Genomic DNA, 23168 nt, shown 5'->3' on the forward strand with positions numbered 1-23168 from the left:
AGCGAAGGAATTTGACAGATGCTTCAGCAAGAATCCCGAGTCCGCGTCGCCGACAACACCGGCGCCAAGGAACTCCTCACGATCCGCGTACTCGGTGGCTCCGGCCGCCGCTACGCGGGAATCGGTGACGTCATCGTCGCGACCGTCAAGGACGCGATCCCCGGCGGCAACCTCAAGAAGGGTGAGGTCGTCAAGGCCGTCATCGTTCGCACGATCAAGTCGACCCGTCGTCCCGACGGCTCGTACATCAAGTTCGACGAGAACGCAGCGGTCATCCTCAAGGGTGACAACGAGCCGCGTGGCACTCGAATCTTCGGACCGGTCGGTCGCGAGCTCCGCGACAAGAAGTTCATGAAGATCGTGTCGCTCGCGCCGGAGGTGATTTAACCCATGGCAACGATCCGCAAGGGAGACCTGGTCCAGGTCATCTCAGGCACGAGCCAGGCTCGCGGTGGAGACCGCGGCAAGCAGGGCGAAGTGCTCGAGGTGCTCCGCGATGAGAACCGCATTCTCGTCCAGGGCATCAACTTCGTGACCAAGCACGTTCGCGTCGGACAGACGCAGCGTGGCACGAAGACGGGTGGCATCGAGACCGTCGAGGCCCCCATCCACATCTCGAACGTCGCACTCGTCGACCCCGAGACCAAGCAGCCGGCTCGCACCGGTGTGCAGGTCGAAGAGGTCACGAAGGACGGCGTCACCAAGACGGTGCGCACGCGCGTCTTCAAGCCCTCGCGTCGCGCAGCCAAGCCTGCCAAGGCAGAGAAGGCCGCCAAGGCTGACAAGGCTGAGAAGGCCGAGAAGAAGCCTGCGACGAAGGCCAAGGCCGCCGCACCGAAGAAGAAGGACGACGAGTAGATATGACTGACATCGCCACGGAGGCTGGCAAAATCCAGCCCCGTCTCAAGCTGAAGTACCGCGAAGAGCTCAAGGCTCAGCTGCAGGCAGACCTCGGCGTGAGCAACGTCCACCAGGTTCCGGGTCTCGTGAAGATCGTCGTGAACATGGGTGTTGGCGAGGCAGCTCGCGACGGCAAGATCATCGAGGGTGCCATCACGGACCTCACGGCGATCACGGGCCAGAAGCCCAAGGTCACGAAGGCCACGAAGTCCATCGCGCAGTTCAAGCTGCGCGAAGGTCAGCCGATCGGCGCGCACGTCACGCTGCGCGGCGACCGCATGTGGGAGTTCCTCGACCGCCTGCTCTCGCTTGCCCTTCCCCGTATCCGCGACTTCCGTGGTCTCAGCGACCGCCAGTTCGACGGCAACGGAAACTACACCTTCGGCCTCACGGAGCAGGTAATGTTCCATGAGATCGATCCAGACAAGATCGACCGCACACGCGGTATGGACATCACCGTCGTCACGACGGCGAAGAACGACGAAGAAGGACGCGCCCTCCTGGGCAAGCTCGGCTTCCCGTTCCAGGCCGGTCTCCAGCAGAACTAGTCTGAACACCCGAGGGTCACGGCAGCAGCCGTGACCCCATCGGGCTGTTGCAACCGCAACCGCCCGTCCACCACAGGTCGCGGGGCCGTGTACGGCCCCGCGAAACCAGGCGAAAGGCACTCATCATGACAATGACAGATCCCGTCGCAGATATGCTGACGCGACTGCGCAACGCGAACTCGGCGCACCACGACTCCGTGTCGATGCCGAGCTCGAAGCTCAAGTCCCACATTGCCGACATCCTCAAGCGCGAGGGTTACATCACCGACTGGACAGTCGAAGATGCACGAGTGGGCCAGACCCTCACTCTCTCGCTCAAGTTCGGTCCGAACCGCGAGAGGTCGATCGTCGGCATCAAGCGCGTCTCCAAGCCAGGTCTTCGCGTCTACGCGCGCTCGACCGAGCTGCCAAGCGTCCTCGGCGGCCTCGGCATTGCCATCCTGTCCACCTCCTCCGGTCTCCTCACGGACCGTCAGGCCGAGCAGAAGGGCGTAGGCGGAGAAGTCCTCGCCTACGTGTGGTAATCCGTCATGTCACGAATTGGTCGTCTCCCGATCAGCGTCCCAGCTGGCGTTGACATCAAGATCGACGCGCAGAACGTCACCGTCAAGGGCCCGAAGGGCGAGCTCGCGCTCGTCGTCGCGAACCCCATCGAGGTCAAGCTCGAAGACGGTCAGGTTCTCGTCACGCGTCCGAACGACGAGCGTGAGTCCCGTGCACTGCACGGCCTGACCCGCACGCTCATCAACAACAACATCATCGGCGTCACCGAGGGCTACACCAAGAAGCTCGAGGTCGTTGGAACCGGTTACCGCATCGTTTCCAAGGGCACGGGCGTCGAGTTCGCACTCGGCTACTCGCACCCGATCAACGTCGAGCCCCCGGCGGGCATCACGTTCCAGGTCGAGGGCAACAACAAGCTCACGGTCGTCGGAATCGACAAGCAGGCTGTCGGCGAGGTCGCAGCGAACATCCGCAAGCTCCGCCTCCCCGAGCCCTACAAGGGCAAGGGCGTGCGTTACGAGGGCGAGCAGATCCGCCGCAAGGCCGGAAAGTCAGGTAAGTAACCATGGGACTCGGAACTCGAGGAAAGAGCAAGCAGGCAGCGACCCGTCGCCGCCACGTCCGCCTTCGCAAGAAGGTCTCCGGCGACGCGCAGCGTCCCCGTCTCGTCGTCACGCGCTCCGCGCGTCACGTCTTCGTCCAGGTTGTCGACGACACCAAGGGCATCACGCTCGCATCCGCATCCACCATGGAAGCTGAGCTGCGTGCGTTCGAGGGCGACAAGTCCGCAAAGGCGAAGCGTGTCGGCGAGCTCGTCGGCGCACGCGCCAAGGACGCCGGCATCGAGAGCGTGGTCTTCGACCGCGGCGGCAACAAGTACGCCGGTCGCGTCGCGGCCATCGCTGATGGAGCACGAGAGGCAGGGCTGAACCTGTGACCGAGAAAATCGACACCAACACGCCCGACAACATGACCGACACGCCCGTTGAGACGGCCGCGTCGAGTGAGTCGGCACAGCGCGAAGGCGGCAGCGGACGCGACAACAACCGTCGCGGCGGTCGCGGCGAGCGCGGCCAGGGTGGCGGTCGTGACCGCAACTCCCGCGATGACAAGAGCCAGTTCCTGGAGCGCGTCGTCACCATCAACCGCGTTTCCAAGGTCGTCAAGGGCGGTCGTCGCTTCGCGTTCACCGCGCTCGTCGTCGTCGGAGACGGCAACGGTCTCGTGGGCGTCGGCTACGGCAAGGCCCGTGAGGTCCCGCTGGCCATCTCCAAGGGCGTCGAAGAGGCGAAGAAGAACTTCTTCCGCGTCCCCCGCGTCCTGAAGACGATCCCGCACCCCGTGCAGGGCGAGGCAGCAGCAGGCGTCGTCCTGCTCCGTCCCGCCGCTGCAGGTACCGGTGTTATCGCCGGTGGCCCCGTCCGCGCCGTACTCGAGTGCGCGGGCATCCATGACGTCCTGTCGAAGTCGCTCGGCTCGTCGAACACGATCAACATCGTGCACGCGACCGTCGCGGCCCTCAAGCAGCTCGAGGAGCCGCGCGCAGTCGCAGCTCGCCGTGGCCTGCCTGTCGACCAGGTCGTCCCGCAGCGCATCCTGCGTGCCGAGGCCAACGCGGCCAAGGCAGCAGCCGAAGCACAGAAGGTTGGTGCCTGATGGCCGCGAGTCTCAAGGTGACCCAGATCAAGTCCAAGATCAGCGAGAAGCAGAACCAGCGCGACACCCTGCGCTCGCTCGGCCTCAAGCGCATCGGCGACACCGTCGTGAGGCCGGACAACTCGGTGAACCGCGGCTACGTCAAGACTGTCGCTCACCTGGTCTCAGTTGAGGAGATTTCCGAATGAGCAAGAACGAGAACGAGAAGGACGTGACCTCCGAGCCGCAGCTCAAGGTCCACCACCTCCGTCCCGCTCCCGGCGCCAAGAAGTCCAAGACGCGCGTCGGTCGCGGTGAGGGCTCCAAGGGCAAGACCGCTGGTCGCGGCACCAAGGGGTCGAAGGCGCGTACAACCGTGCGCATCGGCTTCGAAGGTGGCCAGATGCCACTGCACATGCGTACGCCGAAGCTGCGCGGGTTCAAGAACCCGTTCCGCGTCGAGTACCAGGTCGTCAACCTCTCCAAGCTGGCTGAGCTCTTCCCCGAAGGCGGCGACGTCACCATCGCCGGCCTCGTGGCAAAGGGCGCAGTTCGCAAGAACGAGCCCGTCAAGGTGCTCGGCAATGGCGAGATTGCGGTTAAGCTGAACGTCGCGGTCGACAAGGTCTCCAGCTCAGCAGAGCAGAAGATCGTTGCTGCCGGCGGTTCCGTCAAGTAGTAACTCCAAGCGGGGGTCGGCGGTTGCCGCCCCCCGCTTGTCTCTTTCACGAGAAATGAAAGCAGGAACGTAGTGTTCAGTGCCGTCGCACGAGTGTTCAAGACTCCGGATCTTCGTCGCAAGATCCTCTTCACGCTCGCTATGGTCGCCATCTACCGGATCGGCACCACGGTTCCTGGCCCCTTTGTGAACTACGTCAACGTGCAGCAGTGTCTCGACACTGGGACGCAGATGGCCGGTCTCTACGACATGGTCAACCTGTTCTCCGGTGGTGCGCTGCTCCAGTTGTCGATCTTCGCGCTGGGCATCATGCCGTACATCACGGCATCGATCATCACGCAGCTGCTGCGTGTGGTCATCCCCCACTTCGAGGCACTCCATAAGGAGGGTCAGGCGGGCCAGTCGAAGCTCACGCAGTACACGCGCTACCTGACGATCGCCCTCGCGATCCTGCAGGCGACGACGCTCGCCACAGTCGCGAAGTCCGGGACGCTCTTCGGCACGGGCAACGCAGCCTGCGAGAACGTCCTCAACATGCTCAATGAGTCGGCGGCGACGCCCGAGAACGCCGTGATCAACATGGTCCGCATCGTGCTCATGGTCGCTGCCATGACGGCAGGCACTGCCGTCATCATGTGGATGGCGGAGCTCATCACGGAGCGCGGCGTCGGCAACGGCATGTCGCTCCTGATCTTCACCTCGATCGCCGCCTCGTTCCCCTCTGCGTTCGGCGCCATCGCGGCCGGAACCGGTGGCATGACGACGCTCGTCATCGTCATCGCGATCGGTCTCCTGATCATGATGGCCGTCGTGTTCGTCGAGCAGTCCCAGCGGCGCATCCCGGTCCAGTACGCGAAGCGCATGGTCGGGCGCCGCACCTACGGCGGCAACAGCACATACATCCCCATCAAGGTGAACCAGGCCGGCGTGATCCCGGTCATCTTCGCCTCGTCGCTGCTGTACCTGCCCGCGCTCGTCGCGCAGTTCAACCAGCCGGCAGCGGGGGAGACCCCGCCCGAGTGGGTCACCTGGGTCATGAACAACTTCACGACCGGAGACCACCCGCTCTACATGGCGGTGTACTTCCTCCTCATCATCGGCTTCACGTACTTCTACGTCGCGATCGCCTTCAACCCTGAGGAAGTCGCAGAGAACATGCGCAAGCACGGCGGCTTCGTGCCCGGCATCCGCGCCGGTCGACCGACTGCCGAGTACCTCAACTTCGTGCTGACGCGCATCACGTTCCCCGGCTCGCTGTACCTGGGCGTTCTCGCGCTCATCCCGCTCATCGCGCTCTCCACCGTCAACGCGAACGCCAACTTCCCGTTCGGCGGCGCCTCGATCCTCATCGTGGTCGGTGTCGGACTCGAGACGGTGAAGCAGATCGACGCTCAACTCCAACAACGCAACTACGAGGGGCTTCTCCGATGACACATGACGACCAGACCTTCCGCCTGCTCATCGTCGGACCTCCAGGGGCTGGCAAGGGAACCCAGGCCGTCGGCATCGCTGAGGCCTTCGGCATCCCCGCCATCTCCACGGGCGACATCTTCCGTGCCAACATCAAGAACGGCACGAACCTCGGCCTCCAGGTTCGCGAGATCATCGAGAGCGGCAACCTCGTTCCCGACTCCCTCACGAACGAGCTCGTGCGCGACCGCCTGACCGAGGCAGACGCCGCGGCTGGCTTCCTGCTCGACGGCTACCCCCGCACCCTGGAGCAGGTCGCCTTCCTGACGCAGCTGCTCGCGGAGCAGGGCACCGCCATCGACGCGGTCATCGAGCTCAAGGTCGAGGTGGACAGCGTCGTCGAGCGTCTCCGCCGTCGTTCACTCGAGCAGGGTCGCGCGGACGACACGGAAGAGGCCATCCGCCACCGTCAGAACGTTTACTTGCAGGAGACTGCGCCGCTTCTCGAGACCTACGCAGCGCGCGGTGTGCTCGTGAGCGTCAATGGCTTCGGCACCGTCGAGGAAGTTCGCAACCGTATCTTCGCCGCCCTCGAGCAGCGTGGCCTGCGTCACCCGCTGCATCGGTTGAGCGGCAAGTAAGCCCGACACAGCACCACAACCAAGGACCCGCCGGGAGGAGACTCCGGGCGGGTCCTTCGTGATTGAGGGCCGATCGCACACGGCGGGCGTCGTCTTGGGCCTTTCGTCCCTGGTTCTGCGCGAAGCTTCTCGGCTAGCGTTGCCCTGTCGGCCCTCTCAGTCGGGAGGCGCTGCATGAGCCCTGTAGACAAGGTTGTCCAGGAATGGAGACGCGTATGCCCTCGCCCTCAGCTGAGCCACATGACCTCGTCGATTTCGACGTGCTGTTGAGCAAGGAGGAGTTGGCCTCGCGTCGACGGGTGCGGCTCCTCGTGGACGAGCACGTGCGGCCGCGAATCGCCTCCTGGTACGAGGATGCTGTGTTCCCGATCGACCTCGTGCCGGTGCTTGCGAGCGAGGGACTGCTCGGCATGCACCTGGGCGGGTACGGGTGCGCCGGACGCAGCGCCGTCGAGTACGGCATCGCTGCCGCCGAGCTGGAAGCCGGCGACTCGGGGATCCGCACGTTCGTCTCCGTGCAGGGCTCCCTCGCGATGAGCGCGATCTGGAAGCACGGCAGCGAGGATCAGAAGAACGAGTGGCTTCCGCGCATGGCGGCGGGCGAGGTCATCGGATGCTTCGGCCTGACCGAGCCAGAGGCTGGATCTGACCCGGGGACCATGCGTACATTCGCCCGGCGGGACGGCGACGACTGGGTGATCAGCGGGGCCAAGCGCTGGATCGGCCTGGCGTCGCTCGCTCAGCTCGCGGTCATCTGGGCGCAGACCGACGACGGCGTCCGCGGCTTCCTCGTGCCGACGGCATCCGCTGGGTTCTCGGCGACGCCGATCGGCCCGAAGCTCTCGATGCGCGCCTCCGTGCAGTGCGACATCGTCTTGGACTCGGTCAGGGTCCCTGCCGATGCGATGCTCCCCGGGGCACGCGGGCTGCGCGGGCCCTTCGAGTGCCTCAACGAAGCGCGCTATGGCATCGCGTGGGGCGTCATGGGAGCGGCCAGGGACAGCTTCGAGGCGGCGCTCGCGTACGCGGGGGAGCGGCAGCCGTTCAATCGTCCGCTGTCCGGCTTCCAGCTGACGCAGCAGAAGCTCGTCGATATGGCGCTCGAGATCAACAAGGGCTTCCTGCTCGCGCTCCAGCTCGGACGCCTCAAGGACGCCGGCCGCATCCAACCGCACCATATCTCCGCTGGCAAGCTCAACAACACGCGCGAGGCGATCGCCATCGCACGTGAGGCGAGGACCATCCTGGGCGGCAACGGCATCACCCTCGACTACTCGCCGCTGCGTCATGCGAACAACCTCGAGTCGGTGCGCACCTACGAGGGGACAGACGAGATCCACACCCTCGTCCTCGGCAGCAAGCTGACCGGCATCCCGGCCTTCAGGTAGGCACGGCCGATGCTTCCGGATCGCGAACACGACGGCGTGCTGAGCGGGGTGCGGGTCGCGGACTTCTCGCGGGTGCTCGCGGGCCCATACGCGACGATGATGCTGGCCGACTTCGGCGCGGACGTCATCAAGATCGAGCCGCCCGGCGGTGACGAGACGCGCGCGTGGACGCCGCCGGTCGACGCGCGTGGGCAGTCGACGTACTTCGGGGGCGTGAACAGGGGCAAGCGGTCGCTGTTGCTCGACCTGAGCGATGGGGCTGACGTGGCGACGGCGAGACGCCTCGCCGTCGAGGCTGATGTTGTGGTGGAGAACTTCAGACCGGGGGTCATGGCGCGCTTCGGGCTGGACTACGAGACGGTGCGCGGTGAGAACCCGTCTACCGTGTACTGCTCGGTCACGGGATTCGGCGCCGCCGGCGGTGCGGTGCTGCCGGGGTACGACCTGCTGGTGCAGGCCGTCGGCGGCCTCATGAGCATCACCGGGCCCGTGGGCGGCGAGCCGAGCAAGGCCGGCGTCGCGCTCGTCGACGTGCTGACAGGCTTGAACGCGGTGACCGGGATCCTTCTCGCTCTTCGTGAGCGGGACAGGACCGGCGCCGGGCAGCGGGTCGAGGTCGATCTCATGACGAGCCTCCTGTCGGCGCTCGCAAATCAGGCGTCCAGCACGCTGGCGACGGGAGAGGCTCCTGCGCGGCTCGGCAACGCGCACCCGAGCATCGCGCCGTACGAGCTGTTCGATGCTCGGGACCGGCCACTCGTGATCGCCGTCGGCAACGATCGTCAGTTCGCGTCCCTCGTCGAGACCTTGGGCTGCTCGGAGCTGGCCACTGATGCCCGCTTCTCCTCGAATCAGCTCCGCGTGCACCACCGGTCGGAGCTCAGAGCGCTGCTGGGCGCCCGACTTGGCGAAGATGATGCCCGCGACTGGGTGGGGCGTCTGAGCGACGCTCGGGTTCCAGCCGGTCTGGTGAACGACGTCGCGGAGGCGTTCGCCTTCGCGGAGTCGCTCGGGCTCGAGGCGGTCCTCGAGCTGACAGACGAGGAAGGAGAGCGCGTGCGGTCGGTGGCGAACCCCATCCACCTCTCGTCGACACCCGCGCGCTCCGCCGGGCCGCCGCCCGATCTCCCAGCGGCGGGGGAGAGGGCCGTCTGGCACCAGGAACGCGTTACTGAACCGTGACGCGCGGACGCGCAGCGTTGCCGAAGCGTTGTCGTCTGGTGACCGGAGAAGCCCGGGCCGCCCACTAGCGTCGTTCTGGTGCGCCACATCAGGGGCGCCAAGAGGTCGGGGTGCATGCATGACAAACGGTTCTGCACCGCAGCGGGGCAGCGCTGAGGACGCGGCGATCCTTGCCGCGGCTGGCGTCGCGGCCGTCGTTGGCGTGCTGACCGCGGTCGCGCTGTCAGGGGCGTCCCCGCTCACGGCGGTGCGTGATGCGCTCGTTTCCGACGGAGCGGTGTCCGGCGTCCTCTTCGCCTTTGCGCTGGTGACGGCGGCGTGCATCGTCGCCCTCTCGCTCCGCCGGCGACGCGTGAGGGACGCGCGACGCCGAACGTGGATCACAGCCGCTCTGTGCCTCGTCGCGGTCGCGGGGAGCTCCACCCTCGTTGTTGCCCCCGCACGCCACGCCGGTGAGATGGCCGCAGCGGCTCAGCGGGTCGACAACGAGCGCGCGGTAGCCAGCTGGGAGCAGTGGGGGATCGCCGGCGAAGAGACCAGGACGGTCCTGACCCAGAACGAGCTGGAAGCGGACTACAGCGCTCTTGTCGATGCGCTCGTCGATGTGCTTGCCGAGCCGGTCACCGAGGACTCGCAGTTCCCGCTGCGCGCGCAGCCCAACCCGCAGGACTGCGGGGACTATGCGCATCCGGGGGTCAGGTACGAGAACGTCTTCAGCTTCAGGACAGCTGACGACGCCGCGAGCTGGGCGGCCGTCGAAGCGCTCGTGCGCGGCGAAGGCTTCTTCGTCGAGGCGACCGTGGACACGCTGGTGGCCAGCGGAACCTACCATCCCTCCGTGTCGTTCGTATCACTGGTGGGGCCGGATGAGACCCTGCCGGGCGAACCGTGGCTGACCCTCACCATCTCGGGGAAATGCGGCGTGGCCGATGACTGAACTGCCCGCGCCACCGAGCGCCCCTGCTTCCTCGCTCGCAGAGAAGCCGCAACCGTGGCCGCTGGCCACCGTCGTCCTGGTCTGCGCCGCGATCAGCCCGCTCGCGCCGCTCGTCGCGATCACGTTCCCGTTCGCGGCCGCGACCGGCGACCTGCCGGCCGCGTGGCTCTGGATCCGCGGAGGGCTGCTCGCCGCCTTCCCTGCCCTCATCTTCGCCGTGGCCGTCGGCGGCTCGGTCCGGCTCGCGAGGATCCGGACGCGCGGGGCACTCGCCGCCGTCGTGGGCGCCGGTCTGCTGGCAGCGGCGAACGCTGCATTCACAATCATCTGGTGTGCCGTCGCGGCAAGCCGGGCTGCTGGTGCATGACGTGCAGGAGGACAACACGATGGAGAGCTCAGACGAGCGCGCGGCCGAGGTTGGCGTGGACCCGGCGCGACCGGCGCCGCAACGACAGCAGGGCGCCGTTGGCCGTGCCCCCAGTACGCCAGACCGCGCGCTGTTCATCGGCCTGTACGGGCTCGCCGTCGCCGTCGTGCAGGTTCCCGTCTTCGCGGCTGTGATAGCGCTGAGCCCGTTCTCCTCCGTCGGCATGGCGATTCTCTCGCCCACGTACTTCCTCGACGGGATGGCCACGGCAGGGAGCTACGTGTGGGGAGCGATTCTGCAGGCGCTCCTGATCGTGCTCCTCGCTCTGGTCCCCGCGCTGGTCGCCGTGGTGGTCTGGCTGCTGGTGGGCCGGATGCGCCGCGAGGGGAAGGCCGAGCAGGCTGGCCCTCTCTATGGGCCCCTGGCGATCTCGGCTCTATCGACGCTCGCCATGCTCCTCATCGCCGCCACGGTCGTGGTGAACGGTGTTGTGACCGCGTCCTCCAGCCTCTCCATCAGCTACGAGGGAAGCTACGACGAGGCGGAGTTCGGGTACGGCTACGACGACACGTACGTCGAGCCGTCGCCCGCTGCTCCCGTAGTCCCGACGTTCTCGTCGTTGAGTGCCGACGAGGTGAAGGCGGCTGTCACAGCCCTTGCAGATGAGACCAGAGCGCTCGTGCCTGAACCCCTCGAGGACAACCCCGACTACGCGCAGTACGTGGGCGTCAATGAGGTCGCATGCGGCGATGAGGAGCATCCCGGGGTCCAGGCATGGGTCTCGGCGAGCTTCAGGAGCCCGACCGCCGACATCGACATGACCGCGGTCGAGGAACTCTGGACGCAGCACGGGCTGGTTGTCTCCAGGGACACCGAGTTCATCGCGGACAGCACCTCGGTGACGGGAGACGGTCTCAGCAGCGACGCCCTGGCCCTCGCAACCCTGGAGACGAACGATGGGTGGCTGTACCTGTGGATCGACGGCGACTGCGTCGCCACCGGCTGAGTGTGGACGCGGTCGCCGCCTTCACCGGGGTCGTAGACTCTCCTGATGCGCAAGAGCATCTACAAGACCCCCGCCGAGCTCGCAGCGATGGTCCCAGCCGGACGGATCACGGCCCTCGCCCTCGACGCCGTCACCGAGGCGATCCGGCCGGGAGTGACCACCCTGGAGCTCGACGCCATCGCGGAGCGTGTCGTGCGCGACAACGGCGCGGTGCCGAACTTCGCGCTCGTCCCCGGGTACCGCCACACGATCTGCGCCTCCGTCGACGATGCAGTGGTGCACGGCATTCCGAACGCTGAGCCGCTCAGATCAGGTCAGCTTGTCTCGATCGATGCCGGCGCCATGTTCGAAGGCTGGAACGGTGACTCGGCCCGCACCTTCGTCGTCCCAGGCGATGGCGCAGACGCGGCCGCGGTGGCAGATGGGACGCGTCTCAGCGAGGCCTGCGAGCGCTCGCTGTGGGCAGGTATCGCGAGGCTCGCGACGGCGAAGCACCTCGCCGAGGTCGGCGCCGCGGTCGAGGAGTCCATCGAGCAGTCCGGCGACTTCGGGATCCTCGAGGACTTCGCGGGCCATGGCATCGGGCGAAGCATGCACGAGGAGCCGACCGTGCACAACATCCGAGTGTTCGGCCGCGGGCCAGTCGTGAAGCCCGGTCTCGCCATCTGCATCGAGCCCATGCTCACGCTCGGCGGGCCGGATGTTGTCATCGACGCTGACGAGTGGACCGTCCGCTCAGCAGACGGAACGCTCGGCGCCCACTGGGAGCACACGATCCTCGTGCACGCCGACGGCATCTGGGTCTCGACGGCACACGACGGGGGCGCGGCGGGCCTCGCCGCGTTCGGCGTCGTCCCCACGCCGCCGGCCGGCGCCGGAGTATAGACCGCACTTGCACTCCGCGGGAAGACCACCTAGAGTTGACGCTTGGTGTCTTTTGCGTTGCGATTTCGCGCGCGTCGTCACCGTCCATCCGCACGACCAGCGTGCATTCAATAGCAAACGACAGTGAGGCTATGGCCAAGAAAGACGGCGTCATCGAGATCGAGGGTTCGGTTGTCGAGGCATTGCCAAACGCAATGTTCCGCGTAGAGCTCTCGAACGGACACAAGGTTCTTGCTCACATCTCGGGCAAGATGCGTCAGCACTACATCCGCATCCTTCCTGAGGACCGCGTGATCGTGGAGTTGAGCCCGTACGACTTGACCCGCGGCCGCATCGTCTACCGCTACAAGTAGGCACGCTGTAAGGAACGGCTGGGCATGCGTATGCCCAGCACGAGGCCAGCGATCACAGAAGGAACTTCAATGAAGGTCAACCCCAGCGTCAAGAAGATCTGCGACAAGTGCAAGGTTATCCGCCGTCACGGTCGCGTCATGGTCATCTGCGAGAACCCGCGCCACAAGCAGCGCCAGGGCTAATCGCTCGGGGCTCCTCTCTCACGTGCAGGGCCGGCGTGAGGGATGCCCCTGAGTGCACCTGCACTCGACGTCACAACTGAATACGAAACAGCACCAGTAAGAACCAGAGGGCGTCAAGCCCGACGGGGACACCTTCGGACCGAGGCCGGGGCCCATCCGGTGCATCACACCTCAACCCACAGGAGAAATCCCATGGCACGTCTCGCAGGCGTCGACCTCCCGCGCGAAAAGCGCGTCGAGATCGCACTCACCTACATCTACGGCGTCGGCCGCACGAGCGCACTCAAGGCGCTCGAGGACACCGGCATCGACGGCAACATCCGCGTCAAGAACCTCGACGACGAGCAGCTCGTCCAGCTCCGCGACTACATCGAAGGCAACTTCAAGGTAGAAGGTGACCTCCGACGCGAGGTCGCAGCTGACATCCGCCGCAAGGTCGAAATCGGCAGCTACGAGGGCCTCCGCCACCGCCGCGGTCTCCCCGTGCGCGGCCAGCGCACGAAGACCAACGCGCGTACCCGCAAGGGCCCGAAGCGCACGGTCGCCGGCAAGAAGAAGGCACGCTAGTCGCCGCCGCGACAGCGCCCGCAGATTTCGTAGGAGAGAACATTGGCTACCCCAAAGAGCGCCGCTCGTAAGCCGCGCAAGAAGGACAAGAAGAACGTCGCAGTGGGCCAGGCTCACATCAAGTCGACCTTCAACAACACGATCGTGTCGATCACCGACCCGTCCGGCGCTGTCATCAGCTGGGCTTCCTCCGGTGGAGTCGGCTTCAAGGGCTCGCGCAAGTCGACCCCGTTCGCCGCGCAGCTCGCCGCCGAGGCAGCAGCTCGCCAGGCGCAGGAGCACGGCATGAAGAAGGTCGACGTCTTCGTCAAGGGACCGGGCTCCGGCCGCGAGACCGCGATCCGCTCGCTTCAGGCCGCTGGCCTCGAGGTCGGCTCGATCAACGACGTCACCCCCCAGGCACACAACGGCTGCCGCCCCCCGAAGCGTCGCCGCGTCTAGCCTCTCGTCCGCTGCGAGGCTCTCCCGCAAGGGAGGGCCTTGTGGCGGATGTTCGGCGTCCCCGCTCGAACTCCACACCCGGTCGACGACGTGCGTCGGCTGAATCGCCAAGTGTCATATAGCGGACACTTTGCCGAAAGGAACCCATAGTGCTTATCGCACAGCGTCCAACGCTCACCGAGGAAAGCCTCTCCGAGAACCGCTCGAAGTTCACGATCGGACCGCTCGAGCCCGGCTTCGGCTACACCCTCGGCAACTCACTGCGTCGCACCCTGCTGTCCTCCATCCCGGGGGCTGCAGTCACGAGCATCCGTCTCGACGGTGTCCTCCACAAGTTCACGACCATCCCTGGTGTGAAGGAAGACGTCACCGAGATCATCCTCAACATCAAGCAGCTGGTCGTCTCCAGCGAGCACGATGAGCCGATCACGGCCTACCTCCGCAAGACGGGGGCTGGCGAGGTCACGGCTGCTGACATCTCCGCACCGGCCGGTGTCGAGGTGCACAACCCGGACCTCGTCATCGCAACGCTGAACGACGACGCGAAGTTCGAGCTCGAGCTCACGATCGAGCGCGGCCGCGGCTACGTGTCGGCGACGCAGAACCGCAACGAGTTCTCCGAGGCCGGACAGGTCCCGATCGACTCGATCTACTCGCCCGTCCTCAAGGTCACCTACCGTGTCGACGCGACGCGTGCCGGTGAGCGCACCGACTTCGACAACCTCGTCGTCGACGTCGAGACGAAGCCGGCCATCTCGCCGCGCGACGCCATCGCCTCGGCTGGTCGCACGCTCGTCGAGCTCTTCAGCCTCGCCCGCGAGCTGAACGAGCAGGCAGAGGGCATCGAGATCGGCCCAGCGCCGGTCGACGCGGTCCTCACCAACGAGCTGTCGATGCCGATCGAAGACCTCGACCTCTCCGTGCGCTCGTACAACTGCCTCAAGCGCGAGGGCATCAACACGGTTTCCGAGCTCGTGGCGCTCAGCGAGACCCAGCTCATGAACATCCGCAACTTCGGTCAGAAGTCGGTCGACGAGGTGCGCGACAAGCTCACCGAGCTCGGCCTCTCGCTCAAGGACTCGGTTCCCGGGTTCGAGGGCGCTCACTTCTACGGTGCCGGCGACGACACCGGCGAGTACGTCTAAACAGACCTGCCCGCCAGACCGACTTCACACGAAAGAGAATGACGAATGCCTAAGCCCAACAAGGGTCCTCGCCTCGGAGGCGGCCCCGCACACGAGCGCCTCATGCTCGCTACGCTCGCGGCGCAGCTCTACACGCACAAGCGCATCCAGACGACCGAGACGAAGGCCAAGCGCCTCCGCCCGCTCGCTGAGCGCCTGATCACGTTCGCGAAGCGCGGCGACATCCACGCACGCCGTCGCGTGCTGCAGATCGTCACCGACAAGACCGTCGTGCACGAGCTCTTCACGGAGATCGCACCGCAGATGGAAGGTCGCGACGGCGGATACACCCGCATCATCAAGACCGGCTACCGCAAGGGCGACAACGCCCCCATGGCAGTCATCGAGCTCGTCCTCGAGCCCGTCACCCCGAAGGCCTCCGCAGTGAAGACCGCGCCGGCCGCGGCACCTGCTGAGCCCGAGGTCGAAGCTGACGAGGTCGACACGGCCGCCGGTGACACCGAGGCGTCCGAGCCCACGGCCGACGGCGGCACGCAGCCGACGGAAGCCAACGACGCGGCAGCAGACGCCGCCGAGTCGGACACCGACGAGAAGGCCGACGACGCCAAGTAGTCGGACCTGACACCGAAGCCCTCGAGCATCCACACGGAATGCTCGGGGGCTTCGTCGTGTCGCAGAGAATCGTGATCGAGTAAGGGAAGATGGGTTCATGGCGCACGGGCGAGACACAGCACGGTTCCGTCTGGACATCGCCTACGACGGGACAGCGTTCAGCGGCTGGGCTGCGCAGCCAGAGCTGCGCACCGTCCAAGGGGCGCTCGAAGACGCGCTTCGCCTCGTAGCCCGCGAACTCCCGCCCGGGCCGCTCCTCACGGTCGCGGGCAGGACCGACGCCGGCGTCCACGCCACGGCTCAGGTCGCGCACCTCGATCTCGATGAGCGCGCGGTCGACAACATCCGACGGCGGTCAGACGACGACATCGCCGCGATCCTCCTCCGACGCACCAACGGTGTCCTCGGGCGTGACAGCGATGTCGTCATCTCGCGTGTGTCACCAGCGCCGGACGGCTTCGACGCGCGCTTCTCGGCGATCTCACGCAGCTACGAGTTCCGTATCGCAGACCGGCTCACGCCCCCGAATCCCATCGAGCGGCACCGGACCGCCGTTGTCACGCGCGCGCTGGACGCTGGTCTCATGCAGGCGGCGGCGGAGACCCTCGTAGGGCTCCACGACTTCGCCGGCTTCTGCAAGCCCCGCCCGAACGCGACGACGATCCGAACCCTGCAGCGGTTCGAGTGGATGCGCGATGAACACGGCGTGCTCGTCGCGAACCTCGAGGCCGATGCGTTCTGCCACTCGATGGTGCGCTCACTTGTGGGGATGTGCGCTGAGGTCGGGGCCGGTCGCATCCGCATGAAGGACGTGCCGGCGCTGCTCGAGGCCACCGAGCGAAGCAGCGCGTTCCCCGTCCTGTCTGCACGGGGACTGACGCTGACGGGGGTCGGCTACCCGCCGGAGCATGAGCTGCTCGCGCGCCAGCAGGTGACGAGGGCGCAGCGCCCGGCACTGCATCTTGTCGAACCCTTGGGCGGGTCTGCGGGCGTCGACACGGGATCTACATCTCCCGACTGATTCCCAGGCTCACGCGAACGGTCAGACTGAAGGCATGGTCGATCTCATCAGCTACGCGGCGCTGGCTCTGCCCGTCGTCGTCTTCATCCTGCTGAGCCTGACCTCGAAACTCTGGCCACGAGCGACGGCAGCCGGGGCCTGGACCGCGCTCGGAGCTGGCATCATCGTCTCCGCCTACGGCATCGTGAGCATGGCGATTCCCTCCCTCGACCCGACCGACCCCGACTTCTTCCTCGGATCCTTCCTCTTCGCTGCATCCCTGATCGCCGGGGGAGTGGGAACCATGCTGATCGTGGGCGTGTTCGGAGCGGCGGCGCGGTTCCGGACGATCCGTGCACGGCGCCTCGCGCAGCCTGAGATTGCGAACGCGCGTTCGCTGGCGTAAGCTACTCAAGTTGTCTGCACTTCGGTGTCGGCTTCGAAGTTGAGCCCTCGACTGTGACGTTCGCGGCTGAGCCTTCCCGGGACACGCCTCCCGGCGCCTCATCCGCAACCATCACGACAGAGCGGGATTCACGACCTCCTCATTTCGACGAAAGGTGCACATTCATGCGCACGTACACACCAAAGGGCGGTGACATCACCCATGACTGGGTGGTCATCGACGCGACTGATGTCGTTCTCGGCCGTCTCGCAACCCACGCGGCAGCACTGCTCCGCGGCAAGCACAAGGCAACCTTCGCTCAGCACGTGGACATGGGCGACTTCGTCATCGTCATCAACGCTGAGAAGGTCGCGCTGACGGGCTCCAAGCTCCAGAAGAAGCTCGCCTACCGCCACTCGGGCTACCCGGGCGGCCTCACGGCGACCTCCTACACGGAGATGCTCGAGAAGCACCCAACGCGCGCCGTCGAGAAGGCGATCCGCGGCATGCTCCCCAAGAACACGCTCGGACGCGACCAGCTCAAGAAGCTCAAGGTCTACGCAGGTGCTGAGCACCCGCACGCAGCCCAGCAGCCGAAGCCGTACGTCTTCGACCAGGTTGCCCAGTAGCGGCCCGAGCTAGGAAAGAGAACACAGTGGCAACCATTGCAGAGTCCATCGAGCAGCCGCAGAGCTACTCGACCGAAACCCCAGAGGCAGAGGCAGCCGTCCAGGCTCCTCGTCCGGCACTCACCGTTCCCGGTGCAGCTGTCGGTCGCCGCAAGCAGGCCATCGCCCGCGTGCGCCTCATCCCGGGAACCGGCACCATCACGGTCAACGACCGCGACATCGCCGACTACTTCCCGAACAAGCTGCACCAGCAGCTCATCAACGACCCGTTCACGATCCTGAGCCTCGGTGGCGCGTACGACGTCATCGCGCGCATCTCGGGTGGCGGGCCCTCGGGTCAGGCCGGTGCACTCCGCCTCGGCATCGCGCGCGCTCTCAACGAGATCGACCGCGAGAACAACCGCCCAGAGCTCAAGAAGGCTGGCTTCCTCTCCCGTGACGCTCGCGTCAAGGAGCGCAAGAAGGCCGGACTCAAGAAGGCCCGTAAGGCGCCTCAGTACTCGAAGCGCTAAGTCCAGACATTTCGAATGCCTAGGCTTTTCGGAACGGACGGGGTTCGTGGGCTTGCGAACGACCACCTCACGGTCGAGCTCGCCCTCAGCCTCGCCCAGGCCGCTGCCATCGTGCTCGCGACATCTGCTCGCGAGCACGGGCGGCGGCCTCGTGCTGTTTTGGCCCGCGATCCGCGGGTCTCAGGCGAATTCATCTCGGCCGCGGTCGCGGCCGGACTCGCCTCCTCTGGTGTCGACGTGCTCGACGCCGGGGTCATACCGACGCCGGCTGCTGCGTTTCTGACTGCGGAGATCGGCGCCGACTTCGGCGTCATGATCTCCGCCTCGCACAACCCAGCGCCCGACAATGGGATCAAGTTCTTCGCGCGTGGGGGCCGCAAGCTGGCGGACGATCTGGAGAATCAGATCGAGGCGCTGCTCGGCGGTGAGAAGCTCACGCCCACCGGCGCAGGAGTCGGCAGCATCGAGCGGTTCGCTGATGCCGAAGACCGGTACGCGCTCCACCTGCTGCGCAGCCTTCCGCTGCGCGAAGACGGCACGTCCCCGTTGCGCGGACTGCACGTCGTGCTCGACTGCGCTCACGGCGCGGCCGCGGGGGTCTCGCCGGAGGTCTTCACGGACGCGGGTGCGCAGGTGACCGTCATCGGCAACGCGCCGAACGGGCTCAACATCAACGAGGGTGTCGGGTCGACCCACCTCGGCGAGCTGGCGCGCACCGTGACGGAGCTCGGGGCTGATCTCGGCATCGCCCACGACGGCGACGCCGACCGCTGCCTCGCCATCGATGCTGACGGGAACGTCGTCGACGGCGACCAGATCATGGCGATCCTGGCCGTCTCGATGCGCCGACGCGGCGCCCTGCGTGAAGACACGCTCGTGGCGACCGTCATGTCGAACCTCGGCCTCAAGATCGCGATGCGCGAAGCAGGCATCCGCATGATCGAGACCAAGGTCGGCGACCGCTACGTGCTCGAGGAACTCAACGAGCGAGGCCTCGCCCTCGGCGGCGAGCAGTCGGGGCACGTGATCCTGACCGACTACGCGACGACGGGGGATGGCATCCTCACCGGACTCCACATCGCGGCGGAGATGCGGCGCACGGGCAAGACCCTCGCCGAACTCGCATCCGTGATGCGCGTCTACCCGCAGGTGCTCATCAACGTGCCTGGGGTGCGGAAGGAAGACTGCGCCACCGACGAACCGCTGCAGGCCGCGGTCGCCCAGGTCGCACGCGACCTCGGTGAGAGCGGACGCGTGCTGCTGCGCCCGTCCGGCACCGAGCCGCTCGTGCGCGTCATGATCGAAGCCGGGGAGCAGGAGACCGCGCAACGTCACGCGGAGGCGCTTGCCGCAGTCGTCCGCGAACGCCTGGCTCTCTGAGTCGGATTCGCGAGACTCGGCACCCGCGGACGCCATTCAAGAACGGGGTTCCGCCGCACCATCACGTGGTGCGGCGGAACCCCGTTCTCGTTCTGCGGGATTCCTCTTGATCTCCAGCCTCGCCGCTGGCACCCTCAGTGAGTCTTCCGCGAGGGGAGCTCACCTCGGTGTGCGAACAAAACAAAGCCCGAGGCAAAGTTTTGGTGACAATCTCGCATCTCGAGCTTCGCGCGTGGATATGCTCAACACGCGGAAATCCCGCCAATCGTAAGGAGCTCTCCATGATCGAACGCAAGATCACCGTCGCATCGGAACACGGCCTTCACGCACGTCCCGCAGCGATCTTCGTGCAGGCAGCAACCGAAGCGGGCGTCCCGGTGACGATCGCGAAGGGCGACAAGAGCGTCAACGCGGCCAGCATCCTCGGCGTTCTCTCGCTTGGCGTCTCCAAGGGCGACGAGATCACCCTCTCCGTTGATGGTGACGAAGCCGTCGCCGACCAGCTCGTGGCTCTTCTGGAGACCGACCACGACGCTTGAGCCGCCGCGCGCGCTCCGGCCACTCGGCCAATTCTTGAAATCCGGGAACAGTCGCACTGACTTCTCCCCTCCGATCCCCGCGCATGGGGACTGCTTGGAGCAACAATGACTGCAGAAGCCACAACGACCGAACGCAAGGGTGCCCGCGTCGGCGTCCAGAAGTTCGGTGCGTTCCTCTCCGGCATGGTCATGCCGAATATCCCGGCGTTCATCGCCTGGGGCCTCATCACCACGCTCTTCATCGAGACCGGCTGGCTGAACGAGCTGTTCCCCGCCAACGGCCAGCTCTGGGGCACCCTCGGTGGCTGGGCGATCGACCCGGCCACCATCAGCGACGACAACCCCGAGGGAACAGCCTTCCCCGGTCTCGTCGGCCCGATGATCACGTACCTGCTGCCCCTTCTCATCGCCTACCAGGGCGGCAAGATGGTCTACGACACGCGTGGTGGCGTCGTCGGCGCGATCGCGACGATGGGTGTCATCGTCGGCGCGGGAATCCCGATGTTCATCGGTGCCATGATCATGGGCCCGCTCGCGGCATGGATCATGAAGAAGGTCGACAGCATCTGGGACGGCAAGATCCGCGCCGGCTTCGAGATGCTCGTCAACAACTTCTCCGCCGGTATCCTCGCGATGCTTCTGGCCCTCGCCGGGTTCTTCGCGATCGCTCCGGTCATCACGTGGCTCACCGAACGCCTCGGCGAGGGAGTCGACGCACTCGTCAACGCTGGGCTGCTGCCGCTCGCGAGCATCCTCATCGAACCCGCGAAGATCCTCTTCCTCAACAACGCGATCAACCAGGGCGTCCTCACGCCCCTCGGCGTCGCGCAGTCGGAAGAGGCGGGCAAGAGCATCCTCTTCCTCCTCGAGGCGAACCCCGGCCCCGGTCTCGGACTCCTCCTCGCGTTCTGCTTCTTCGGAGTCGGCGTCGCGCGCGCGAGTGCACCTGGCGCGGTCGTCATCCAGTTCCTCGGCGGCATCCACGAGATCTACTTCCCGTACGTGCTCGCGAAGCCCGCCCTGATCCTCGCGGTCATCGGCGGTGGCGCGACCGGCGTCCTCACGAACGTCATCTTCGGCTCGGGTCTCGTCGCACCGGCTTCTCCCGGGTCGATCTTCGCAATCATGATCATGACGGCGCAGGGAAGCCACCTCGGCGTCATCCTGTCGGTCGTGTTCTCGGCCGGAGTCACCTTCGCGATCGCTGCCGCGATCCTGCTGAGCTCGCGCAAGAAGGACCTGGCCGCGGAAGCAGCCGGAGGCAACAGCTTCGCGGATGCTGTCGCGCAGACCGAAGCGAACAAGGGCAAGAAGTCCGACGCGCTGTCGGGTCTTGCCACGCAGGCCGGTGGCGACGCGGTCGGAACCAGGGTGATCACCAACGTCGTGTTCGCGTGCGATGCCGGCATGGGCTCGAGCGCCATGGGCGCATCCGTGCTCAGGAACAAGATCAAGAAGGCCGGAATCGAGGGGATCAACGTGAAGAACGTCTCGATCGCGAACCTCGATGCAACACCGGACCTCATCGTCACGCACCAGGACCTCACGGACCGGGCGAAGCAGAAGTCCCCAGACGCGATCCACGTGTCCGTGGAAAACTTCATGAACAGCCCCAGGTATGACGAGGTCGTGGCTAGGCTCGCCAACCAGTGAGCCCCGCCATCGATTGACCCTCGGCCCCGAGCTGGAACACTCCAGCTCGGGGCCTCCTATCGAAAGGAACCGAAAAAATGGCAGAAGTACTGAGCCTCGACAGCATCCGTCTCGGCGGAACAGCACGAACGCGCGAGGAAGCCATCACGGAAGCGGGCGAGCTGCTCGTCGCAGCCGGTGCCGTGACGCAGGACTACATCCAGGCGATGCACGATCGCGAGCAGAGCGTCTCGACGTTCATGGGCAACTACCTCGCTATCCCGCACGGCACGAACGAAGCCAAGGACTCGATCCTCGGTTCCGCCCTCTCCGTGATCCGCTACGACGAGCCCATCGACTGGGGCGGAAACGAGACTCGTTTCGTCATCGGCATCGCAGGCAAGGACGGCGGCCACCTCGAGATCCTCTCGAGCGTCGCGATCGTGTTCAGCGACGAGGACAACGTGGACGCCCTCCTGAAGGCGGAAACGCCGGAAGAGCTCGCGCGGCTCCTCGGGGACGTGAACGAGTAATGAAGGCAGTCCACATCGGAGCTGGCAACATCGGGCGCGGGTTCATCGGGCTCGTCCTGCATGAAGCCGGGTACGAGGTCGTCTACGCCGACGTCAACGCCGATCTCATCGGCGCCCTTCAGGCGGTCGACACCTACACAGTGCACGAGGTCGGCCCATCCGCGAAGAGCCACGTCGTCGATCGCTTCAGGGCGATCAACTCGGCCACGCACGAGGACGAGGTCGTGCAGGAGATCGCGACGGCCGACGTCGTCACGTGCGCTGTCGGTCCGAACGTGCTCCGTTTCATCGCGCCCGTCATCCGCAAGGGCCTCGCAGCCCGCGCGGCTGATGCGCCGAAGCTCGCGGTCATGGCGTGCGAGAACGCGATCGGCGCATCCGACACGCTCAGGGGGCTTGTCCTCGAAGGCGCTGAGGAGCTGGCGGATCGAGCGGTCTTCGCCAACACCGCCGTCGACCGCATCGTTCCCGAGCAGGCTGTCGACGGAGTGGACGTCACCGTCGAGGACTTCTTCGAGTGGACGATCGACCGGACGCCGTTCGACGGTGCCGAGCCGAACATCCCGGCAGCGCACTTCGTGGACGACCTCGAGCCGTACATCGAGCGCAAGCTCTTCACGGTGAACACGGGTCACGCGACGATCGCCTATCACGGCTTCGTCGCGGGTGCCACGAACATGCAGGACGCGCTCGCGCTTCCTGCGGTCGCGGCAGAGGTCGAAGCGGTGCTCGGCGAGACGAGCCGAGTGCTCGTCTCGCAGTTCGGCTTCTCGGAAGCCGACCATGCCGAGTACGTCGCGACGACGCTCTCGAGGTTCGCGAACCGTGATCTGCCCGACCAGCCCGCTCGTGTCGGCCGTCAGCCGCTGCGCAAGCTCTCGGCGAAGGAGCGCTTCGTGCGTCCGGCGTCGGAGGCTGCCGCCGCAGGGCTGTCGTACGACGCCCTCGTGCGAGCGATCGGAGCGGCCCTTCGGTTCGACGTCGAGGCAGACCAGGAGAGCGTCGAGCTGCAGCAGAAGCTCGCCACGCTGGACGCGGAGACGTTCACTCGCGAGGTGACCGGCCTCGAGAGCGGCGCGCTCTTCGCGGCGGTCGTCGCCGAGGTCGAGCAGGCGCAGGCGGCACGCACCGCCTAGGCATCCGCTCCACGCAGTCAAGACGCCCCCTCCGAGCCA

31 protein-coding genes and 1 pseudogene are annotated in these 23168 nt (G+C 66.1%); all 32 read left to right on the forward strand.

The genetic code is table 11. From position 1 onward, the window contains the following. Positions 1-18: 18 nt before the first annotated feature. The 32 genes and pseudogenes from rplN to ACQFZP_RS00275 all read left to right on the forward strand — a co-directional run bounded on the left by rplN (position 19) and on the right by ACQFZP_RS00275 (position 23129). Positions 19-387, forward strand: a complete 369-nt coding sequence (gene rplN / locus ACQFZP_RS00120) for a 50S ribosomal protein L14 (protein ID WP_104254031.1) — start codon at positions 19-21, stop codon at positions 385-387. 3 nt (positions 388-390) lie between these two features. Continuing rightward, a pseudogene (gene rplX / locus ACQFZP_RS00125) lies at positions 391-735 on the forward strand (50S ribosomal protein L24); the annotation flags it as partial. 125 nt (positions 736-860) lie between these two features. Continuing rightward, positions 861-1448: a 50S ribosomal protein L5 gene (rplE, locus tag ACQFZP_RS00130; protein ID WP_104254029.1), complete on the forward strand. Its 588-nt coding sequence runs from the start codon at positions 861-863 to the stop codon at positions 1446-1448. A 125-nt stretch (positions 1449-1573) separates the two neighbouring features. Further along, complete coding sequence (gene rpsH, locus ACQFZP_RS00135) at positions 1574-1972, forward strand: 30S ribosomal protein S8 (RefSeq protein WP_068479267.1); 399 nt, start codon at positions 1574-1576, stop codon at positions 1970-1972. Between the two features lie 6 nt (positions 1973-1978). Beyond that, positions 1979-2515 (forward strand): 50S ribosomal protein L6, encoded by a 537-nt coding sequence (gene rplF, locus ACQFZP_RS00140; protein ID WP_104254028.1) that lies wholly within the window; start codon positions 1979-1981, stop codon positions 2513-2515. A 2-nt stretch (positions 2516-2517) separates the two neighbouring features. Beyond that, positions 2518-2889 (forward strand): 50S ribosomal protein L18, encoded by a 372-nt coding sequence (gene rplR, locus ACQFZP_RS00145; RefSeq protein ID WP_068479263.1) that lies wholly within the window; start codon positions 2518-2520, stop codon positions 2887-2889. A 32-nt stretch (positions 2890-2921) separates the two neighbouring features. Further along, complete coding sequence (gene rpsE, locus ACQFZP_RS00150; protein WP_211890724.1) at positions 2922-3608, forward strand: 30S ribosomal protein S5; 687 nt, start codon at positions 2922-2924, stop codon at positions 3606-3608. Continuing rightward, the gene (gene rpmD, locus ACQFZP_RS00155; protein WP_104312714.1) at positions 3608-3796 is read left to right on the forward strand and encodes a 50S ribosomal protein L30; all 189 of its coding nucleotides are present in this window, start codon (positions 3608-3610) and stop codon (positions 3794-3796) included. Before rpsE ends, rpmD begins: the two co-directional genes overlap by 1 nt. Beyond that, positions 3793-4266 (forward strand): 50S ribosomal protein L15, encoded by a 474-nt coding sequence (rplO, locus tag ACQFZP_RS00160; protein WP_104312713.1) that lies wholly within the window; start codon positions 3793-3795, stop codon positions 4264-4266. Before rpmD ends, rplO begins: the two co-directional genes overlap by 4 nt. Before the next feature lie 72 nt (positions 4267-4338). After that, entirely contained in the window at positions 4339-5697 is a 1359-nt protein-coding gene (secY, locus tag ACQFZP_RS00165) for a preprotein translocase subunit SecY (protein ID WP_104254027.1), read from the forward strand. Beyond that, entirely contained in the window at positions 5694-6317 is a 624-nt protein-coding gene (locus ACQFZP_RS00170) for an adenylate kinase (protein ID WP_179556246.1), read from the forward strand. Before secY ends, ACQFZP_RS00170 begins: the two co-directional genes overlap by 4 nt. Positions 6318-6532: 215 nt before the next feature. Then, positions 6533-7705 (forward strand): acyl-CoA dehydrogenase family protein, encoded by a 1173-nt coding sequence (locus ACQFZP_RS00175; protein ID WP_249311970.1) that lies wholly within the window; start codon positions 6533-6535, stop codon positions 7703-7705. Between the two features lie 9 nt (positions 7706-7714). Further along, positions 7715-8887, forward strand: coding sequence for a CaiB/BaiF CoA transferase family protein (locus tag ACQFZP_RS00180; protein ID WP_211889964.1), 1173 nt, complete (start codon positions 7715-7717; stop codon positions 8885-8887). 118 nt (positions 8888-9005) lie between these two features. After that, positions 9006-9824, forward strand: a complete 819-nt coding sequence (locus ACQFZP_RS00185; protein WP_211889965.1) for a hypothetical protein — start codon at positions 9006-9008, stop codon at positions 9822-9824. Further along, positions 9817-10191, forward strand: coding sequence for a hypothetical protein (locus ACQFZP_RS00190; protein WP_211889966.1), 375 nt, complete (start codon positions 9817-9819; stop codon positions 10189-10191). Before ACQFZP_RS00185 ends, ACQFZP_RS00190 begins: the two co-directional genes overlap by 8 nt. 19 nt (positions 10192-10210) lie before the next feature. Next, positions 10211-11197, forward strand: a complete 987-nt coding sequence (locus ACQFZP_RS00195) for a hypothetical protein (protein WP_211889967.1) — start codon at positions 10211-10213, stop codon at positions 11195-11197. Positions 11198-11242: 45 nt separating this feature from the next. Then, positions 11243-12082: a type I methionyl aminopeptidase gene (gene map / locus ACQFZP_RS00200; RefSeq protein ID WP_211889968.1), complete on the forward strand. Its 840-nt coding sequence runs from the start codon at positions 11243-11245 to the stop codon at positions 12080-12082. Between the two features lie 131 nt (positions 12083-12213). Beyond that, positions 12214-12435 carry a translation initiation factor IF-1 gene (gene infA, locus ACQFZP_RS00205; RefSeq protein WP_066056559.1) on the forward strand — a complete coding sequence of 74 codons (222 nt, stop codon included), beginning with the start codon at positions 12214-12216 and terminating at the stop codon, positions 12433-12435. A 69-nt stretch (positions 12436-12504) separates the two neighbouring features. Next, positions 12505-12618 (forward strand): 50S ribosomal protein L36, encoded by a 114-nt coding sequence (gene rpmJ, locus ACQFZP_RS00210; RefSeq protein ID WP_008361054.1) that lies wholly within the window; start codon positions 12505-12507, stop codon positions 12616-12618. 192 nt (positions 12619-12810) lie between these two features. Next, positions 12811-13185, forward strand: coding sequence for a 30S ribosomal protein S13 (gene rpsM, locus ACQFZP_RS00215; RefSeq protein ID WP_068479246.1), 375 nt, complete (start codon positions 12811-12813; stop codon positions 13183-13185). 42 nt (positions 13186-13227) lie between these two features. After that, entirely contained in the window at positions 13228-13626 is a 399-nt protein-coding gene (gene rpsK, locus ACQFZP_RS00220; RefSeq protein ID WP_068479244.1) for a 30S ribosomal protein S11, read from the forward strand. A gap of 149 nt (positions 13627-13775) precedes the next feature. Continuing rightward, complete coding sequence (locus tag ACQFZP_RS00225; protein ID WP_104254019.1) at positions 13776-14771, forward strand: DNA-directed RNA polymerase subunit alpha; 996 nt, start codon at positions 13776-13778, stop codon at positions 14769-14771. Positions 14772-14816: 45 nt separating this feature from the next. Then, on the forward strand, positions 14817-15383 hold the full coding sequence (rplQ, locus tag ACQFZP_RS00230; RefSeq protein WP_104312705.1) for a 50S ribosomal protein L17: 567 nt from the start codon (positions 14817-14819) through the stop codon (positions 15381-15383). A gap of 97 nt (positions 15384-15480) precedes the next feature. Next, positions 15481-16404, forward strand: coding sequence for a tRNA pseudouridine(38-40) synthase TruA (gene truA, locus ACQFZP_RS00235; RefSeq protein ID WP_211889969.1), 924 nt, complete (start codon positions 15481-15483; stop codon positions 16402-16404). A gap of 34 nt (positions 16405-16438) precedes the next feature. Next, positions 16439-16789 carry a hypothetical protein gene (locus tag ACQFZP_RS00240; protein WP_104312703.1) on the forward strand — a complete coding sequence of 117 codons (351 nt, stop codon included), beginning with the start codon at positions 16439-16441 and terminating at the stop codon, positions 16787-16789. Positions 16790-16953: 164 nt separating this feature from the next. After that, entirely contained in the window at positions 16954-17397 is a 444-nt protein-coding gene (gene rplM, locus ACQFZP_RS00245; RefSeq protein ID WP_068479234.1) for a 50S ribosomal protein L13, read from the forward strand. A 26-nt stretch (positions 17398-17423) separates the two neighbouring features. Next, entirely contained in the window at positions 17424-17909 is a 486-nt protein-coding gene (gene rpsI / locus ACQFZP_RS00250) for a 30S ribosomal protein S9 (RefSeq protein ID WP_104242637.1), read from the forward strand. Positions 17910-17924: 15 nt separating this feature from the next. After that, positions 17925-19289, forward strand: a complete 1365-nt coding sequence (gene glmM / locus ACQFZP_RS00255; protein WP_211889970.1) for a phosphoglucosamine mutase — start codon at positions 17925-17927, stop codon at positions 19287-19289. Between the two features lie 281 nt (positions 19290-19570). After that, positions 19571-19828 carry an HPr family phosphocarrier protein gene (locus ACQFZP_RS00260; RefSeq protein ID WP_068479230.1) on the forward strand — a complete coding sequence of 86 codons (258 nt, stop codon included), beginning with the start codon at positions 19571-19573 and terminating at the stop codon, positions 19826-19828. Between the two features lie 105 nt (positions 19829-19933). After that, complete coding sequence (locus tag ACQFZP_RS00265) at positions 19934-21481, forward strand: PTS mannitol transporter subunit IICB (RefSeq protein WP_179556255.1); 1548 nt, start codon at positions 19934-19936, stop codon at positions 21479-21481. 77 nt (positions 21482-21558) lie between these two features. Continuing rightward, a complete protein-coding gene (locus ACQFZP_RS00270; protein ID WP_104254012.1) occupies positions 21559-21993 on the forward strand; it encodes a PTS sugar transporter subunit IIA in 435 nt (144 codons plus the stop codon). Further along, a complete protein-coding gene (locus tag ACQFZP_RS00275) occupies positions 21993-23129 on the forward strand; it encodes a mannitol-1-phosphate 5-dehydrogenase (protein WP_104312699.1) in 1137 nt (378 codons plus the stop codon). Before ACQFZP_RS00270 ends, ACQFZP_RS00275 begins: the two co-directional genes overlap by 1 nt. The last annotated feature ends 39 nt before the right edge of the window (positions 23130-23168 follow it).

The sequence above is a fragment of the Pseudoclavibacter sp. Marseille-Q434 genome (assembly GCF_050315415.1).
In the GTDB taxonomy this organism is placed as follows: domain Bacteria; phylum Actinomycetota; class Actinomycetes; order Actinomycetales; family Microbacteriaceae; genus Pseudoclavibacter.

Bases quoted from the DNA above. Each gene is read 5' to 3' on its own strand.
- rplN (WP_104254031.1), top strand. From the start codon at position 19: ATGCTTCAGCAAGAATCCCGAGTCCGCGTCGCCGACAACACCGGCGCC.
- rplE (WP_104254029.1), top strand. From the start codon at position 861: ATGACTGACATCGCCACGGAGGCTGGCAAAATCCAGCCCCGTCTCAAG.
- rpsH (WP_068479267.1), top strand. From the start codon at position 1,574: ATGACAATGACAGATCCCGTCGCAGATATGCTGACGCGACTGCGCAAC.
- rplF (WP_104254028.1), top strand. From the start codon at position 1,979: ATGTCACGAATTGGTCGTCTCCCGATCAGCGTCCCAGCTGGCGTTGAC.
- rplR (WP_068479263.1), top strand. From the start codon at position 2,518: ATGGGACTCGGAACTCGAGGAAAGAGCAAGCAGGCAGCGACCCGTCGC.
- rpsE (WP_211890724.1), top strand. From the start codon at position 2,922: ATGACCGACACGCCCGTTGAGACGGCCGCGTCGAGTGAGTCGGCACAG.
- rpmD (WP_104312714.1), top strand. From the start codon at position 3,608: ATGGCCGCGAGTCTCAAGGTGACCCAGATCAAGTCCAAGATCAGCGAG.
- rplO (WP_104312713.1), top strand. From the start codon at position 3,793: ATGAGCAAGAACGAGAACGAGAAGGACGTGACCTCCGAGCCGCAGCTC.
- ACQFZP_RS00170 (WP_179556246.1), top strand. From the start codon at position 5,694: ATGACACATGACGACCAGACCTTCCGCCTGCTCATCGTCGGACCTCCA.
- ACQFZP_RS00175 (WP_249311970.1), top strand. From the start codon at position 6,533: ATGCCCTCGCCCTCAGCTGAGCCACATGACCTCGTCGATTTCGACGTG.
- ACQFZP_RS00180 (WP_211889964.1), top strand. From the start codon at position 7,715: ATGCTTCCGGATCGCGAACACGACGGCGTGCTGAGCGGGGTGCGGGTC.
- ACQFZP_RS00185 (WP_211889965.1), top strand. From the start codon at position 9,006: ATGACAAACGGTTCTGCACCGCAGCGGGGCAGCGCTGAGGACGCGGCG.
- ACQFZP_RS00190 (WP_211889966.1), top strand. From the start codon at position 9,817: ATGACTGAACTGCCCGCGCCACCGAGCGCCCCTGCTTCCTCGCTCGCA.
- ACQFZP_RS00195 (WP_211889967.1), top strand. From the start codon at position 10,211: ATGGAGAGCTCAGACGAGCGCGCGGCCGAGGTTGGCGTGGACCCGGCG.
- map (WP_211889968.1), top strand. From the start codon at position 11,243: ATGCGCAAGAGCATCTACAAGACCCCCGCCGAGCTCGCAGCGATGGTC.
- infA (WP_066056559.1), top strand. From the start codon at position 12,214: ATGGCCAAGAAAGACGGCGTCATCGAGATCGAGGGTTCGGTTGTCGAG.
- rpmJ (WP_008361054.1), top strand. From the start codon at position 12,505: ATGAAGGTCAACCCCAGCGTCAAGAAGATCTGCGACAAGTGCAAGGTT.
- rpsM (WP_068479246.1), top strand. From the start codon at position 12,811: ATGGCACGTCTCGCAGGCGTCGACCTCCCGCGCGAAAAGCGCGTCGAG.
- rplQ (WP_104312705.1), top strand. From the start codon at position 14,817: ATGCCTAAGCCCAACAAGGGTCCTCGCCTCGGAGGCGGCCCCGCACAC.
- truA (WP_211889969.1), top strand. From the start codon at position 15,481: ATGGCGCACGGGCGAGACACAGCACGGTTCCGTCTGGACATCGCCTAC.
- ACQFZP_RS00240 (WP_104312703.1), top strand. From the start codon at position 16,439: ATGGTCGATCTCATCAGCTACGCGGCGCTGGCTCTGCCCGTCGTCGTC.
- rplM (WP_068479234.1), top strand. From the start codon at position 16,954: ATGCGCACGTACACACCAAAGGGCGGTGACATCACCCATGACTGGGTG.
- glmM (WP_211889970.1), top strand. From the start codon at position 17,925: ATGCCTAGGCTTTTCGGAACGGACGGGGTTCGTGGGCTTGCGAACGAC.
- ACQFZP_RS00260 (WP_068479230.1), top strand. From the start codon at position 19,571: ATGATCGAACGCAAGATCACCGTCGCATCGGAACACGGCCTTCACGCA.
- ACQFZP_RS00265 (WP_179556255.1), top strand. From the start codon at position 19,934: ATGACTGCAGAAGCCACAACGACCGAACGCAAGGGTGCCCGCGTCGGC.
- ACQFZP_RS00270 (WP_104254012.1), top strand. From the start codon at position 21,559: ATGGCAGAAGTACTGAGCCTCGACAGCATCCGTCTCGGCGGAACAGCA.
- ACQFZP_RS00275 (WP_104312699.1), top strand. From the start codon at position 21,993: ATGAAGGCAGTCCACATCGGAGCTGGCAACATCGGGCGCGGGTTCATC.